The organism is Roseicyclus marinus (assembly GCF_030163795.1).
Classification (GTDB): domain Bacteria; phylum Pseudomonadota; class Alphaproteobacteria; order Rhodobacterales; family Rhodobacteraceae; genus Roseicyclus; species Roseicyclus marinus.
Genome location: NZ_JASJOF010000010.1, coordinates 52,496 through 67,373 on the forward strand (window position 1 = coordinate 52,496; position 14,878 = coordinate 67,373).

The following is a 14,878-nucleotide window of genomic DNA, read 5'->3' on the forward strand; positions in this document are numbered from 1 at the left end:
ACTGCCCGCCACGGGCGTCAGAACCGCGCCACCCGCCGTCGCCCAAAGATCAGGCCGGTCGCCCTGCGGCACGGCCCATCCACGCGACCCCGGGATGCGTTCGTGATGCTCCGCCTCCCACCAGCCGCGCAGATCCTTGTAGCGAAACGTCCACGGCTCGTCGTGCAGGCCATCCGTGATCGGCTCCCGGCGCTGCGCCGCCCGCGCCTCGGACGTGGGGTAATACCAGTCGTACCCCTCGCCCCCCTCGATATTGGCGCGCAGGTAATCCAGATCGTGGATCGTTTCCCAATCCGCATCGGCATGATCCGACCCGTCGCGCCAATCGCTCAAGGGCATGTAATTGTCGATGCCGATGAAATCGATCTGCGGATCGGCCCAGAGCGGATCGAGGTGAAAATACACCTCGCCGCTGCCGTCTTGCGGATGATAGCCGAAATATTCCGACCAATCGGCGGCATAGCCCAGATCGGCATGGGGCAATAGCAGCCGCACCTCGGCGGCCAGCGCCTTAAACGCCGCCACCGCCGGAAAACCCAGGTCGTCGCGCATCTGCGTCAGCGCCCGCATCTCCGACCCGATGCAAAACGCCTCCACCCCGCCCGCCGCCGCACAGAGCGCGGCGGCATGCAGGATGAACCGCCGATAGCTCCATTCCGAAGGCCCGGAATAACCGACTTGATCGCCCGAGATGCTGAAATGTGCCGCCCGCGCGCTGCCGAAAAACGCCGCCACCGCCGCGCCATTGGCCGCTGTCCCGTCCGGGCTACCGGGCAGGCCGGGTGCAACCGCGCCCGTGATCCGCCCCCGCCACGGCAATGGCGGCTGTTCCGCCCCGCCCCAGGGATCCGGCCGCCCATTCCCGGTCAGGATTTCCATCAGTAGAAAGGGATAAACCATCACCTCCTGCCCGCCCGCCCGGATCGCGCGGATCGCCTCGATCACCGATCCATCCGCGGGCGTGCCGCCATAGACCGGGCGCCCGTCGACACGCGCCAGCCGCTCGGCGCCCGACCGCCCGATCCCGCCCGACCGCCACGGCATCTGCGCCCCGTCCCGGCTCAGATCCTCGACCTTGGGCTTCACCCGGCACGACCCCGCGCGCAGATCATCCCCGAACCACGAATAGATCAGGCTGACCGATCTCAGCCCCGGCAGGACCTCGCGCATCTGCCTGAGTGCATGAGGAAAATCCGCCCCACCCGCGGGCGTGCTGGCATTGAGCGCCCCACCCGACCCATAGCCGTCGGAATAGGTGACGACCCGTGTTGCCAGCACATATTCCCCCGTGCCGGGCATCAGCGCGACCGCCCGCACCATGTCGGCGGCGGCGGGCAGCAGATCGGCCTGCGGCTGCGCCCCCCGCGTCACCTCGAAGGCGAATTGAGGCACCCGGTTGCCATAGGCCGTCAGGTCCAGATCCTCGAACACGACATAGGCGATCCCGCGATAGGCGGGCACGGCCCCTGCCCCTTCCACCGCCTCCATCAACGGGTCGGGCATCTGGTCTGCACCGCCCCGATAGACGCGCATCGCCACGCCACTCAGATCCAGTTCCACCCCATCGGCCCAGACCCGGCCCACCCGCCGGATTTCCCCCTCGCACAGCGCCAGCGCAAGGCTGATCGAATAGGAATAGGTGGTCGTCGTGACGGTCGGCTCGGGCGGGCGGCGCGGCGCGCCCTTGCCGCCGCCACCGCCGCCACCCCCACCGCCCGTTGTGGTCGTGGTGACATGCTCCACGAATTGCGTGGCCCAGATCACCTGCCCGCCCAGCCGCATCCGGCCAAAGAGCTGCGCCACCGGCACGCCCTCGTCGGCCTGCGTTATGCGGAACCGGTCGATCCGCCCCCGTTCCACCAGTTCCGAACCGCTTTCGGGCGCAGAGCGCTGGTCAATCATTCGCCCCAGCGTCGCACCCACCGCGCGCCCGATCACCGCCCCGCTCAGGCCCAGAACTGTGCCCGAGGTCATGCCGCCGATGGCCGCGCCCGCAGCCGACAGAAGTAGCGTCGCCATGTCCTCAGATCCTTTCGGGAAACGCGAAGCGCGCCACGACCCGCCGCGCCCAAGGCGGCGTCAGCGCGCTTTCCACCACACCACGCCCCGAATAGGCGTGGATGAAACTGGCCTCAGGGCCGATCTCGCCCTGCAAGCCGAGATGCTTGGCGACCCCCTCGTCCCGCATCCGGAACAACAGCACATCGCCCACCGAAGCTTCCGCCAACGGCTTTTGCTGGAGATGACGCAACGCCGCCGCCCAAAGCCGCTCTTCGCCGCCCGCCTCCGACCAATCGGCCGTATAGGCGGGCACGGCCTCGGGCTCTGCCCCCACAACCTCGCGCCAGACCCCGCGCAGCAGGCCCAGGCAATCGCAGCCCGCGCCCCGGCAACTGGCCTGATGCACATAGGGCGTGCCGATCCAGCCCCGCGCCGCCGTCACGACCGCGCTCATCTCCGGCTCCCCCCCGACCGCGCGGATTGCCGCGAGGGGTGGGCCACCATCCAATCGGTGCCCGGAATATCCGGAAAGCCTTGGAAATTGAGCAGGTTGGCGAATTTGAACCGGCAGGTGTCCATGCTCTTGTCACACCCTGCCGTCAGCCGCAGCCGATCGCCTGCCACGATCCCGGCGCGCAGCCGATCCCACAGCTCGATCCGGCGCAGCGCACCCTCGGGCCGGTCGATCTTGACCGCGCCCACCAGCCCGGCCGCCCGCCCGTCCAGGATCTCGCAGCGCCCCCGCTCGAACCAGCGCGGCTCGAACCCATCGGCACCCGCCACATGGATCACCCGGCCCCCGTCCACGGCGACCACCTCCGCCTCGGTGACATATCCCGGCGTCGTCAGGTCGAACCTGCACGCCCCATCCCCCAGAACCGCCGAACAGCTCCGCTGGTAAACCCGCCCCGTCGGCGCGTTCATCCGCTCCGCCAGCCCGCGCAGTTCCGCGCTGAAGGCACCGTTCGCCCGCGTCACCTCGCCCAGCGCGCCGCGGAATTGCAGCACCCGGTTTTCCGGCGCATCCCATTGCACCAGCCAGGCCTCGATCTCCGCCCCGTCATAGCGACCCGCCGCGATATCCTCCTCGGTGATCGCCGCATCCGACAAGACGCCCACGGCCTCCGTATTGTCGACCGACAGGCCCGTGCTCTGCATCAGCGCCGCCGCCGACAGCCCCGTCTCGGGCCGAAAGGTCACGCCCTCGAACACCAGCGCCCGGTCGTGATCGGTGAACCCCAGCGTCAGCCCGTCGCCCCGCACCAGCTTCCAGCAGCGGCAGACCGAACTGGCACCTCCCGCCAGATGCGCCTCCAGCGCCCCCGCGCCGCTCACAGCCGGATCTCCACCACCGGCACATTGGGCACCTCGCCCGCCTGGAAACTGGCGACCGAGGTCTGGATCATGTCGGTGTCGAACCGGACCGGCACGTCGAATTCGAACCCCGCCGTGATCGCTTCGCCCGCATCCGGCGGCTCGGCAAAGGTCACCCGCCCGCTCGCGGCATCCAGTTCGAAATCCACGCCCAGGATCTGCGCATCCCCCGAGATGCCCACCAGCACGCTGCCCTCCACCGGCTTCACGATCTCGCGCGCATATTCCTGCCCGCCCGAGGCATAGGTTTTGACCAGCCGAAACACTCGGCTGACGCCATCCCCCGTCCCGATCCGCTGGTCGCGGAACGCAGGCTCCGCCGAGGGCAGGCAGCTTTTGAAATCCGACCAATCCTTCCAGCGGAACCCGTGCAACTGCCCCCGCCGCGCCTCGAAAAACGCGATCAGCGCCGCGATATCGTCGAGCGAGCGCAGGCTCACGCCCGCATCATAGCGGCGGCGCGATTGCGCCCAAGGCGTGTTGCGCTCCTCGAACCCGTTCGAGAGCGTCACCACTTCGGTGCGCCGCTCGGGTCCACCCACCGACCCGAAACTCAGCTTGGCCGGAAACCGGACCTCGTGAAATGCCATGTCCCTGCCCCCTCAGCGGTTGCGCTGACCGCGCGCCAGCGCCCGGCCCATCTGCGCCGCGATCTGCGTCTGGCTGCGGGCAAAGCCCTGCACATCGGGCGTCGTGATGTTCATCACCACCTGCACCGAACCGGCCCCTCCGCCGGGTGCCGCGACGCCCAAACGCCCATCCGCCCCCCTTGCCAGCGGCAAGATCGCCTCCGGCCCCGCCTCCCCCATCAACCCGGTCGCGCCCCGCATGGGAAACATCGTCGGCCCCTGCACCACGCCGCCCCGCGCAAAGGGCATGACCCGCCCCCCCGCGATGGCACCGCCCGCCTGAAACGGCAAAAGCCGCCCCAGCAATCCCCCGATCCCGTCGCTCAAGGCCGATCCCACCGCATCCTGCACGGGCCGCATCGCGCGGGTATAGGCGGCATCCGACATGCTGCGCGCCACCATCCTCAGCGCATCGGACAACCGCATCCCGTCGAACACCACCCCGTCAAAGGCCCGCCGCAAACCCCCGCCCAGCGTCCGGCTCATCGCGTCGATCTCCCGGCCTGTCCCGGCCAGCGTCCCCGACATGCTCCGCAATTCCGCCTGAAAGGCCGCCGTCATCCCCGCGGCCTCCCCCAGCCGCGCCTCCAACTCGACCAGCTGCGCCTCCAGCGCCACCGATCCCTCGTCCAGATCCGCCATCATCCGCTTCCTTTCGCGTCACATCAGGAAACCGCGCCAGCAGGGCCTCCAGCCCCGCGCGCCCCAACGGGACAGGCCCCCGCACCTCGCCCAGCATCAGCGCCAGTTCCGCCGGGCTCAGCCGCCAGAACACATCGGGATGAAGGCCCAGACCCTGCATCCCCGCCCGCATCAGCCCGGGCCAATCAAGACACCCCGCACTCATGCCGCCCCCCGGAATGCCAGCGCGAGCAACCGCGCCGCCACCCGCGCCGCTTCCAGCGGCCCGCCCTCGATCTCGGCGGACAACAGATCGGGCAGATCACCCCGCCAGCCGCCGCCGCGCAGCCCCGCACAGACCAGCATCAGCACATCGCCCGCCCGCAGATGGTCTCCCTCGAACCGGGCCACCAGATCGGCCAGGCTCTCGGCCTCCAGCCGCGCCTCCAGCTCGGCCAAGGCCCCCAGCGTCAGCTTGGCCACCAGCCGCTCGCCATCGACGACCAGCGCGACCTCCCCCGCCCAAGGATTGGCCATCCCTCAAAGCGCCGTGAAAACCAGCCGCCCCGCCGAGGCCAGCGCCACCTCATAGGTCGCCTCCCCGTCATGGCTGCCCGCATATTCGATGGCGGTGATCTGGAACGCGCCCTCCACGATCCCGAAATCGGGGATCACCACCTGGAAATCCGGCACCGCCCCGTCGAAAAAGATCTGCCGCGCGCGCGCGTCCGTCGCCGCATCCCGGAAAATCCCCGACCCAGATATCCCGGCCGATTTGACACCGCCCCCCGCCAGCAACTCGCGCCAGCCCCCGGCGGATTCAAGGCTCGTCACATCCACCTGTTCCGCGTTGAAACTGAGCCGCGTGGCCCGCAACCCCGCCAACGTCTCGAAGACGCCCGTTCCATCCATATCGACCTTCACCAAAAGGTCCTTGCCGCTCTGCGCCGCCATGCCCGTCTCCATCCTTGCCTGAAAAAGCCCGACCTCGTGTCAGACCCCGTGATCCACCCTTGCGCGAAACCAGACCTCGATCTCGCGCTGCCCGCTCACCCGGCGGGCCCGCGCCCGCAGGAAATCCATCCGCACCAACTGTCCCCGCGCCAGAACCAGCGCCGCACCCGTCAACGCATCCGACACCGCCACCGCCAAGGCCTTGGCGCCTGCGAAACCGGGCCCAAGGCTCACCACTGTCACCGGGAACTCATGCACCGCCCCCGCCCCCGTCTTGTCCGAGGCATCGCGCACACTCTCCGGCCCAAGGCTCACGTAAAGCTGTGGCACCGGTCCCGGGGGCAGTGCGTCATGCACGGCACCCCCCGACAGGCTCGCCACCAAAGGATCGGCCACCAGCGCGGCATACACCGCCGCCTGCAAGGCCGCGGCACCCCCATAGCTCATCGCCCCACCTCCTCGACCGCGTAACAGACCAGCGTGCGGCCTTGGGTGTCGCCCTCATGCACCGCCTCGATCCGGTAGACGCGGTCGCCATCGACGAACCGCATCGCCGCATCGGGCCGCGCGCCCGCACCCGGCAGCACCCAGCGCATGGTGATCTTCAGCTGCATCCGCGCCGCCTGATCCAGCTCGCGCCCCGCGCCGCGCGGCTCCACCGCCGCCCAGACATGGCCCAGCGCGACCCAGATTTCGCTAAAGCCCCCCGCGCCATCCTCGAGCCGTTCGGGCGCCTCCAGCAAAAGGCGGCGGTTCATCTCCGGCGCGCTCATTGCAGGTTCCCCCGCAAACGCACTGGCCGATGCGGCTCCAACAGCACCGAAACCGCAAAGGGCAGGCCCGATTGCGCCTCAAGGTTCTGGCCCCAGTATTCGCCTGCAAGGATCAGCGCCGCCTGCCGCAGATCGGCGGGAATGCCGGTCCACTCGGTGGCGTGACCGGCGGTGAATTCCACCTCGATCGTGCCGCCCTGCCCCGGCGCGGGCAGGCTCGCGCCCGTCGCGGCCAGCGCGGGCCTCTGCCCGTCCGGCCGCAAGCGGTAAAGCCCCGGCTCCACCAGCGTTTCCGCCCCGGCCCGCGTGATCAACTTCACGCTGTCGATCCGGCTCACCGGCGCGATGGGCAGCACATGCCGGTCCCGTCCCTGCCAGGCCATCAGCGTCAGAACGAACCGGCGCTGGAACAGCGCCTTTCCGATCCGCGCCTCGATCCCCGACAAGGCCGCGCGCAGACAGCTTTCCAACTGGCTGTCCTGGCTTCCATCATCGGAAAACCCGCGCGCCAACCGCAGGTGATCGGCCAGTTCCGCAACCGGCAGGGCCGCACCGGGAACCGAGGTCAGTTCGACCATCATCATTGTCCATCTCTCCGAATTGTCCGCACCTGTCAGGGGTGGGGCGACCCGCCGCCCGCACTGCTCGTGCGGAGAGCCGCGCAGCTGGACCGCGCGCGACGCATCGCCCCTCCCACGCCCCGCGACCATCACCGGTCCGGGGCGCGGGGTTTCATGTCGGTCCATGCGCCGCGCGGGCGGGGCGTGCCCCGCCGCTCAGGGCGTCAGGACAGGCCGAATTTCAAAAGCTTGATCGCCGCGAAATCGGACACCGCACCGCCCACGCGCTTGGTGGCATAGAACAGGACATGGGGCTTGGCGCTGAACGGATCGCGCAAGACGCGCAGGTCGGGCCGCTCCGCGATCGTGTAGCCCGCGCGGAAATCGCCAAAGGCGATGGCAAGGCTGTCGGCGGCGATGTCGGGCATGTCCTCCGCGATCAGCACCGGATAGCCCATCAGCCGCGCCGGTTCCCCCGCCGCCAGACCGTCCGACCACAGGAAACGGCCATCGGCATCCTTCATCTTGCGCACCGCGCCCGCAGTCTTGGAATTCATCACGAAACTCGCGCCCGCCCGGTATTGCGCGCCCAGCGCGTAGACCAGATCGACGATGGCATCCGCAGGCGCCGCGGCGTCGAAATCGCCCACCGTGCCCGTCGCCACATATCCCAGCGCCCCCCAGGTCCATGCCGCATTGGGCAGGGCGACCCCGTCCAGGAAACCGGTAGGCTTGCCCGCCCCGTCACCCGAAACAAAGGCCGCGGCCTCCGCACGGGCGAACTTGTCCGCGATCCGGCCCGCCAGCCAGCCCTCGATGTCAAAGGCACTGTCGTCGAGCAGCCGCTGCGAGGCCTTGGGCATCGCCGACAATTCGAAAAGCGGGATCGAGATGCGCTCGATCTGCGGCGCGGCGGTCTCGGCGGTCTCGGTCACCTCGTCCGCCCAACCGGCGCCGGTGTCGGTCGTGTCGATCAGCACGTCAAAGGAACTGGCCTCCACCTGCACCACATTGGCGATGGCCCGCAGGCTCGACGCGTTGCGCAACACGCCCCGGATCGTCTCCGCCGTCTGCGGATCGACCAGATATCCGCCCTCCGCGTTCACAGCCGTGTTCAGGCCCTTGTGCTCCAGCTCGAGGCCGCGCAGCGCATCGTCATCGCCGTTGCGCAGATAGGTCGCCAACGCCTTGCGGTGCGGCGCTTCGGGATCGGCCGCCGCCGACAGCGCGGGACGGGCATGGGTCATGGTCTTCGTACTCAGCATCGCGATACGCTCTTCCTGTTTGTGGAACTTGGTTGTCAGGTCAGTCTGGAACTCGCTGAATTCGCTCAGGAAACCGCCAAGGGCCTCCCGCATCTCCTCCAGCGGGGCCTTGGCCAAGGGGGGGCCTTCCGCCGCCCCGGTTCGGGTCTCGGTCATGCATCACCTCTCACTCGGTGCTTGGGGTCAGCGCGGCTTTCGGGCCGCCAGTCGGGCCCGCGCATCCCGAAACGCGCGCGCCATGTCCCGCAGGTCCTCGCCCGCCTTGGCCTCCTCGGCCGCGGCAAGGGCGCTCACCCGCGCCTCGGGCAGCATGGGAAAGGTCACCAGCGACACTTCCCACAGCTCCACCTCGGACAGGAGCCTGCGCCCCTGCCCGTCCTTCGTCGCGCGCAAGGTGCGGTAGCCGATCGACAGCCCGTCGATGGCCCCCGCCGCGATCAGCGCCGCCGCCTCCCGGGCGCGCGCCACCTCGGGCAGAAGCCGCCCCTTGACGTAAAGCCCGCGCCCATCCTCGCGCACCTCGTCCCAGATGCCGATGGGTTCCGCCGGATCATGCTGCCACAGCATCCTGACCCGCCGCCCCTCGTCCGCCAGCCGCGTCAGGCTGCCCGCATAGGCCCCCGGCGCGACCGTGTCGCCGCCCCCGTCACAGGCCCCGAACAGGCTCGCATATCCCGCGATCTCCCGCCCGCCCGTGACCGTGACGCCGCCCGCGTCGAACCGCGCGAACTTGGTCTCCAGCCCCATGATGTGAAACTCCCGCATCTGCCCTCCTATCCTGCTCCGCCCAACTGGATCAGCTCCTGGATGCCCTGCGCCAGGATCACCGACACCACGCCGAAAACCGCCAGCCACAGCCGCCGCTCCAGCCGCTCCAACGCCGCCTCGATCGCCTCCAGCCGGAAATTCAGCGCTTGCCAGCGCTCGTCCTGCACCCGTTCGTTGGCCTCGATCCGCGCGCTGGCCGCGTCGAAGGGCGCATACAGATACCGCGACCCGCCGGCGCGGCCCTCGCTCATGCCTCCTCCGGCCGCTCCGGCAGACCCAAAAGCCGCCGCTTCTCGCCCGCGCTCAGGAAATCGGCCTCCGCCACGCGCCGCCACTGCGCCTCCCGCTCGGCGGCCAGCGCCGGCACCTGGTCCAGATCGGGGGCCAGCGTGATCGCCTCCCCCGTCAACCCGCCCAGCCAATGCCCCATCTGCGCCAGAACCTTCTGCGCCAAGGGCAGCACCGTCAGCCGGTAGAACGCCCGGTGCGCCTCGGCGTAATTGGCATAGGTCGCATCCCCCGGTATCCCGAGCAGCATCGGCGGCACCCCAAAGGCCAGCGCGATATCGCGCGCCGCCGCCTCCTTGGTCTTCTGGAATTCCATGTCGCTGGGGCTGAACCCCATCGGCTTCCAATCCAGCCCCCCTTCCAGCAACATCGGCCGCCCCGCATTGCGCGCGCCCTGATGATGCGTGGCCAATTCGTCCTGCAACCGCGCGAACTGGTCCTCGGTCATCGTGCCCGCGCCATCCGCGCCGCGATAGACGATCGCCCCCGAAGGCCGCGCCGCATTGTCCAGAAGCGCCTTGGACCAGCGCGCCGCCGCATTGTGCACATCGATGGCGGTGGCCGCCGCCTGCAACGGGGCCAGCCCGTAATGGTCGTCCTGCGGATGGAAACACCGCACATGGCAGATCGTTTCGGGCGCGTGGCGATGCCGCTTGGCCCCCACCACGTAATCATACCCCACCGGCCAACCATCGGGCCCCGGCACAAGGCTCATCCGGTCCGACCGCAGCACATGCAATTCCACCGGCGCGCCGCCCGCATCCTGCACTGCCTCGACATAGGCATTGCCCGACAGCATCAGCTGGGTGAACACCGCCTCCATCAGATCGGCCCGCCCCTGCGCCGGGTTGGGCCGGGTCATCAACGCCAGCACCGGGTGGCTGTCATAGCGGCAGCGCGCATCCTGACACAGCACCGGCAAAGCCGCCGCCGCCTCCGCGATCATCCTGACCGACCGGAACCCCACCGGGTTGCCCAAAAACCCCGACCGCGTCAGCGATACGCTGTCCCGCGGGGTCCACGCGACGCGCCCGCCCATCCCCCAGAACGCCACCCGCGCGCTGGCCGAAGCCTTGCGCTCGGGCACCGCCACGGGGGTTTTCCGCAAGAAATCCAGTACCATGCGCCACTCTCCTGCCACTTTCCACGCCAAGGGGGGCCGCACCCCGCGACCGCGCCCTTCGTTTTCCCTGTCGTCAGATCGGCCCTACAGCGCCCTGATCCGGGGCCGGGCGGCCCGCCCACCGGGCACCAGCAAACCCTCGGTCACCGCCCAGACCAGCGCATCCACCCGGTCCGGGCTCCCCCTGCCCTCGAACCCCCTCAGGCTCATCTGGCACATCTCGTCCTCCAGCGCGGCCAGAACGCCCAGGTGCCGCACCCGCCCCTGTTCATAGAGCGCCGCCACCGGTTCGGCCCGCGCGGTCTTGCCCTGGCTCGCCCTTACGCTGCGCAAATTCACATGCGGATCGACCTGCCGCATCACCATCGCCACCAGGTCGCCGCCCTGGTTCACCTCGGCCACCATCCGCACCGCGCCGTGCCGGTGATAGGCCGCGGCCGCCGCTTCCGCCCATTGCTTGGGGCTTGCCGCCGTCACGCTCGCATCCTCCAGCACCACGGCCCGCCAATCATGCGGCGGCCCCTCTTCCACCACCGCCAGAACCACGATCCCGCAGGCATCCGATCCCGCATGCCCCGTCACCGGCGGATCGACCGCCACGATCACCCTTGCGCCCTCGGGCACCTGGTCCGTCCGCAACCCGTCCAGCCGCGCGCGCGTCCACAGCGCGTCGGGCGCATCCTCCAGCATCTCGCCATCCAGCTCCTGCCGCCCCAGCCGCGTCTGGCCATAGCGCGCCCGAACCTCGCGCAGGAAACCCGGGGCCAGATGCGCCCGGTTGGCTTCCGTCGCGGCCCGCGTCACCACCGTGCTCTCGCGCGCCAGCAGCGCCTTGAGCAGCCCGATGTTGCGCGGCGTCGTCGTCACCACCTGTTGTGGTGCCTCCCCCAGCCGCAGCGCGAATTGCAGCATGTCCCAGGTGTCCTGGGCCTTTGGCCATTTCGCCAGCTCGTCGCACCAGGCCGCATCGAATTGCGGCCCCCTCAGCGCTTCGGGATCATGCGCCGAATAAAGCCGCGCCTCCGCCCCGTTGGGCCATTCCAGCCGCCGCTCCCCCGCGATCCAGCGCGGGCACCGGTCGGGCGGAGAGCAGGCGATCAGCCCGCTCTCCCCCTTCACCATCACCGCCAGCGCCTGGTCATAGGTTTCCCCCACCAGCGCCACGCGCCGCGCCCGTCCGGGGGCCGCGGGCGTCGGCCCCTCGACCATCGCCCGCACCCATTCCGCCCCGGCCCGCGTCTTGCCCGCGCCCCGCCCGCCCAGGATGACCCAGGTCAGCCAATCGCCCTCGGGCGGCAATTGGTGGGGAAGCGCCCAGAACTCGAACAGGTAGGGCAGCGCGGCCAGCGCCTCGTCACTCAGGCCCGCAAGGAATGTCTCCACCCTCTCCGGCGGCCCGGAGGCGAGCCAGCCTGCCGCGGATTTCAACCCGGGCAGCATCAAGATCGAGGATTCCCCCCTCGGGTCCGGCCCCATATTTTCGGCTTCCTGCCTCACGCGCCTTCGCCTCCTGCTGGATGGCCAGTTGAAAGGCGGCGACAATCGCCTTCACCTCCTGAACCACCTCTCCCTCGCTCAGCTCTTCCTCTGCCGCGCGGGCCCGATCCAGCCGCCGTTCCAGCAGCCGCGTTGCCGTCTCAAGCGCCTTCAACGCCTGCGCCGCGCTGCGTTCGGCACGAACCAGCCCGTCAGTCTCGTCAATGGTGTCGGTCATCGAACAAATCCCGTGTCCCAAAAAACTCCCGGGCACGAGCAGCACATGGGCAGGTCACGGCGGTCGTCCGGCCTCCCGGATCGGCACGACCGGGCGGCTGGCATCACGCCATGAAAAAACGGCCACCGGGGCTAATCCCGAGGCCGTTGACCCATGTATTCCAGCATGCCCAAAGGAATGCCATGGAGCGTTCGCAGGGTCAAGAAGTTTTTTCTTTACAGATGGTTAACGGATTTCTTGGCGTTAAGGATCCGGTAAGAACCGAACCGGATCGTCAAGCTTTCCTTAACCATTGCCTCACTGGCGCTGCGCTTCGCGCTCCGCCTCGATCCGCCGCCAGACCGCGACGTTCCGGTTGTGCTCTTCCAGCGTCTCGGCAAAGGCATGTCCGCCCGTCCCATCCGCCACGAAAAAGATATAGGGGCTGCCGTCCGGGTTCACCGCCGCCTCGATCGCCGCCCGCCCCGGATTTGCGATGGGCGTCGGCGGAAGCCCGTCGATTACATAGGTATTCCAAGGGGTTTCGGCGCGAAGCTCACTCGCCCGGATCCCCCGCCCCAGCACGCCGCGCCCCTCCGTGATGCCATAGATCACCGTCGGATCGGTCTGCAATCTCATGCCCCGGTTCAGCCGGTTCACGAACACGCTCGACACCATCCGCCGCTCGTCGGGAACGCTCGTCTCCTTCTCGATGATGGAAGCAAGGATCAAAACCTCTTCCGGGCTCGCCAGCGGCAATCCATCTTGCCGGGCGGCCCAAGCCTCGGCCAGAATTTGTTCTTGATTTTCAATCATCTGATCGATGATTTCCTGCCGGTCCTGCCCCCGCCGCACCTCGAACGTATCGGGGGCCAGCATGCCCTCGGGCGGTACTTCGGCGATCTCGCCCGACAGGAAATCGGCCATCCGCAAGCCTTCGACGATCTGCCAGGATGTCAGACCTTCGGGAACCGACACGCGATAGACCATCGGCGTGTTGCTCTCGACCAGCTGGGAATAGACCTCCGGAATGCCGTTTTCATAAGTGAAATCAGCCAATTCCACGACGTCTCCCGTGCCCGGAACCCGCTCGCGCAGGCGCAATTCGCCCGTGCCCGCCAGTTGCAGGACATAGGTCGCCGTATAGCGGAACTGCGACGGGCCGCCCGCCGTCACGATCTCCAGCACCTCTTCCATCGAGGCACCCGCTGGAATCTCGTAACTGCCGAACCGCAGCTCTTCGGCCATGCCGGAATATTCCGCGCCCAGCCGGAACAGAATGGATGAAGAAACCGCGCCAAGCTCTTCAAGATCCTCGGAAACTCGACGCAAGCTTGCGCCCCGCGGCACCTCGAAGAACACCGGCTCCGCCAAGGGCCCCGCCGTCCGGTACTCCCTCTGCCCCCAGGCGATCGCGCCCGCGAGCGCAATGAACACGAGGATGAGAAAGCTCATTCCATTGGCGGCGACGCTCTTCCACATGGGCTGCTCAAACCCGTCCCATGATCAGGCAGGCGTTGGTTCCGCCAAAGCCGAAAGAATTGGACTGAACGATGTTGATCTCGCCCTTCTGCGCGGCATTGGCGCAAAGGTTGATCGCGGTCTCTGCGGCCACGTTGTCGAGGTTGATCGTCGGCGGCGCAATCTGGTCGCGGATCGCGAGGATCGAAAAGATCGCCTCGATCGCACCGGCCGCGCCCAACAGATGCCCGGTCGCCGATTTCGTCGATGACATCAACACCTTGCCGGCATGATCGCCCATCAGACGCTCGACCGCGCCCAGTTCGATCGTGTCGGCCATGGTCGATGTGCCATGCGCGTTGACGTAATCCACGTCCGACGGCTGCAGCCCCGCCCGCTTCAGCGCCGCGCGCATCGCGCGTTCCGCGCCCTCGTGATCGGGCGGCGGCGCGGTGATGTGATAAGCATCGCCCGACAGGCCATAGCCCAGGATCTCCGCGTAGATCTTGGCCCCGCGCGCCTTGGCGTGTTCGTATTCCTCCAGCACGACAACGCCCGCGCCCTCGCCCATGACGAAGCCATCACTGTCCGCATCCCAGGGGCGGCTTGCCTTTTGCGGCTCATGGCCCCGCTTGGTCGACAGCGCCTTGCAGGCGTTGAACCCCGCGATGCCGATCTCGCAGATCGGGCTTTCCGCGCCGCCCGCGATCATCACTTCGGCATCGCCCCACTGGATCAGCCGTGCGGCATCGCCGATGGCATGTGCGCCCGTCGAACAGGCGGTCACGACCGCATGGTTGGGCCCTTTGAACCCGTAGCGGATGGACACCTGCCCGGAAATCAGATTGATCAGCGCGCCCGGGACAAAGAAAGGCGAAACCCGCCGCGGTCCCTTTTCCTTGAGCGTGATCGATGTATCCGCAATCGACGAAAGCCCCCCGATCCCCGACCCGATCAGAACGCCGGTTCGCTCGCGATCCTCGGTCCCCTCGGGCTTCCATCCCGAATCCTCCACGGCCTGAACTGCGGCAGCCATCCCGTAGAGGATGAAATCATCGACCTTGCGACGCTCCTTGGGCTCCATCCAGTCATCAGGATTGAAGGTCCCGTCGCTGCCATCGCCCACGGGCACTTCGCAGGCATAGGTGGTGGCCAGATGGCTGGCGTCAAAACGCGTGATCGTGCCCGCGCCCGATTGCCCGGCCAAAAGCCGTTCCCAGGTCTTTTCCACCCCGGAAGCCAGCGGCGTCACCAGCCCCAGCCCCGTCACAACCACTCGCCGCATGCTGCCCAGCCCCTTCGTCACAGGTCTTGCCCTGGGCGACCTGATACCGCGCAGGGCGCGTCTTGCGCAATCCCTCCGGCCCG

The 14,878-nt window shown here is 68.4% G+C and carries 18 protein-coding genes and 1 pseudogene; all 19 read right to left on the reverse strand.

Going from position 1 to position 14,878, the window contains the following annotated elements:
• Positions 1-27: 27 nt before the first annotated feature.
• A pseudogene (locus QQK63_RS17750) lies at positions 28-2,019 on the reverse strand (baseplate multidomain protein megatron); the annotation flags it as partial.
• A 4-nt stretch (positions 2,020-2,023) separates the two neighbouring features.
• Positions 2,024-2,455 (reverse strand): NlpC/P60 family protein, encoded by a 432-nt coding sequence (locus tag QQK63_RS14675; RefSeq protein ID WP_277828543.1) that lies wholly within the window; start codon positions 2,453-2,455, stop codon positions 2,024-2,026.
• Positions 2,452-3,336, reverse strand: coding sequence for a DUF2163 domain-containing protein (locus QQK63_RS14680; protein ID WP_277828545.1), 885 nt, complete (start codon positions 3,334-3,336; stop codon positions 2,452-2,454). The genes QQK63_RS14675 and QQK63_RS14680 overlap by 4 nt, the downstream gene beginning before the upstream one ends.
• The gene (locus QQK63_RS14685) at positions 3,333-3,965 is read right to left on the reverse strand and encodes a DUF2460 domain-containing protein (RefSeq protein ID WP_277828547.1); all 633 of its coding nucleotides are present in this window, start codon (positions 3,963-3,965) and stop codon (positions 3,333-3,335) included. Before QQK63_RS14685 ends, QQK63_RS14680 begins: the two co-directional genes overlap by 4 nt.
• 12 nt (positions 3,966-3,977) lie before the next feature.
• Positions 3,978-4,565 (reverse strand): phage tail tape measure protein, encoded by a 588-nt coding sequence (locus QQK63_RS14690; RefSeq protein WP_336618813.1) that lies wholly within the window; start codon positions 4,563-4,565, stop codon positions 3,978-3,980.
• On the reverse strand, positions 4,450-4,851 hold the full coding sequence (locus tag QQK63_RS17710; protein WP_336618810.1) for a rcc01693 family protein: 402 nt from the start codon (positions 4,849-4,851) through the stop codon (positions 4,450-4,452). The genes QQK63_RS14690 and QQK63_RS17710 overlap by 116 nt, the downstream gene beginning before the upstream one ends.
• A complete protein-coding gene (locus tag QQK63_RS14700) occupies positions 4,848-5,162 on the reverse strand; it encodes a gene transfer agent family protein (RefSeq protein ID WP_277828551.1) in 315 nt (104 codons plus the stop codon). Before QQK63_RS14700 ends, QQK63_RS17710 begins: the two co-directional genes overlap by 4 nt.
• A 3-nt stretch (positions 5,163-5,165) precedes the next feature.
• On the reverse strand, positions 5,166-5,579 hold the full coding sequence (locus QQK63_RS14705; protein WP_277828553.1) for a phage major tail protein, TP901-1 family: 414 nt from the start codon (positions 5,577-5,579) through the stop codon (positions 5,166-5,168).
• A 39-nt stretch (positions 5,580-5,618) separates the two neighbouring features.
• On the reverse strand, positions 5,619-6,026 hold the full coding sequence (locus QQK63_RS14710; protein ID WP_277828555.1) for a DUF3168 domain-containing protein: 408 nt from the start codon (positions 6,024-6,026) through the stop codon (positions 5,619-5,621).
• Entirely contained in the window at positions 6,023-6,352 is a 330-nt protein-coding gene (locus QQK63_RS14715) for a phage head closure protein (protein ID WP_277828557.1), read from the reverse strand. Before QQK63_RS14715 ends, QQK63_RS14710 begins: the two co-directional genes overlap by 4 nt.
• The gene (locus QQK63_RS14720) at positions 6,349-6,936 is read right to left on the reverse strand and encodes a head-tail connector protein (RefSeq protein WP_277828559.1); all 588 of its coding nucleotides are present in this window, start codon (positions 6,934-6,936) and stop codon (positions 6,349-6,351) included. The genes QQK63_RS14715 and QQK63_RS14720 overlap by 4 nt, the downstream gene beginning before the upstream one ends.
• Before the next feature lie 200 nt (positions 6,937-7,136).
• Positions 7,137-8,333, reverse strand: a complete 1,197-nt coding sequence (locus QQK63_RS14725; RefSeq protein WP_277828561.1) for a phage major capsid protein — start codon at positions 8,331-8,333, stop codon at positions 7,137-7,139.
• Positions 8,334-8,360: 27 nt separating this feature from the next.
• Entirely contained in the window at positions 8,361-8,924 is a 564-nt protein-coding gene (locus QQK63_RS14730; RefSeq protein ID WP_277829082.1) for an HK97 family phage prohead protease, read from the reverse strand.
• A gap of 26 nt (positions 8,925-8,950) precedes the next feature.
• Entirely contained in the window at positions 8,951-9,196 is a 246-nt protein-coding gene (locus QQK63_RS14735) for a GTA head formation protein, RCAP_rcc01685 family (protein WP_277828563.1), read from the reverse strand.
• Positions 9,193-10,356: a phage portal protein gene (locus QQK63_RS14740; RefSeq protein WP_277828565.1), complete on the reverse strand. Its 1,164-nt coding sequence runs from the start codon at positions 10,354-10,356 to the stop codon at positions 9,193-9,195. Before QQK63_RS14740 ends, QQK63_RS14735 begins: the two co-directional genes overlap by 4 nt.
• A gap of 84 nt (positions 10,357-10,440) precedes the next feature.
• Complete coding sequence (locus tag QQK63_RS14745; protein WP_277828567.1) at positions 10,441-11,796, reverse strand: DNA-packaging protein; 1,356 nt, start codon at positions 11,794-11,796, stop codon at positions 10,441-10,443.
• Positions 11,711-12,070, reverse strand: coding sequence for a hypothetical protein (locus QQK63_RS14750; RefSeq protein ID WP_277828569.1), 360 nt, complete (start codon positions 12,068-12,070; stop codon positions 11,711-11,713). Before QQK63_RS14750 ends, QQK63_RS14745 begins: the two co-directional genes overlap by 86 nt.
• Before the next feature lie 297 nt (positions 12,071-12,367).
• Positions 12,368-13,531 (reverse strand): endolytic transglycosylase MltG, encoded by a 1,164-nt coding sequence (mltG, locus tag QQK63_RS14755; RefSeq protein ID WP_277828571.1) that lies wholly within the window; start codon positions 13,529-13,531, stop codon positions 12,368-12,370.
• A gap of 7 nt (positions 13,532-13,538) precedes the next feature.
• Positions 13,539-14,795: a beta-ketoacyl-ACP synthase II gene (gene fabF / locus QQK63_RS14760; protein WP_277828573.1), complete on the reverse strand. Its 1,257-nt coding sequence runs from the start codon at positions 14,793-14,795 to the stop codon at positions 13,539-13,541.
• Positions 14,796-14,878: the final 83 nt, after the last annotated feature.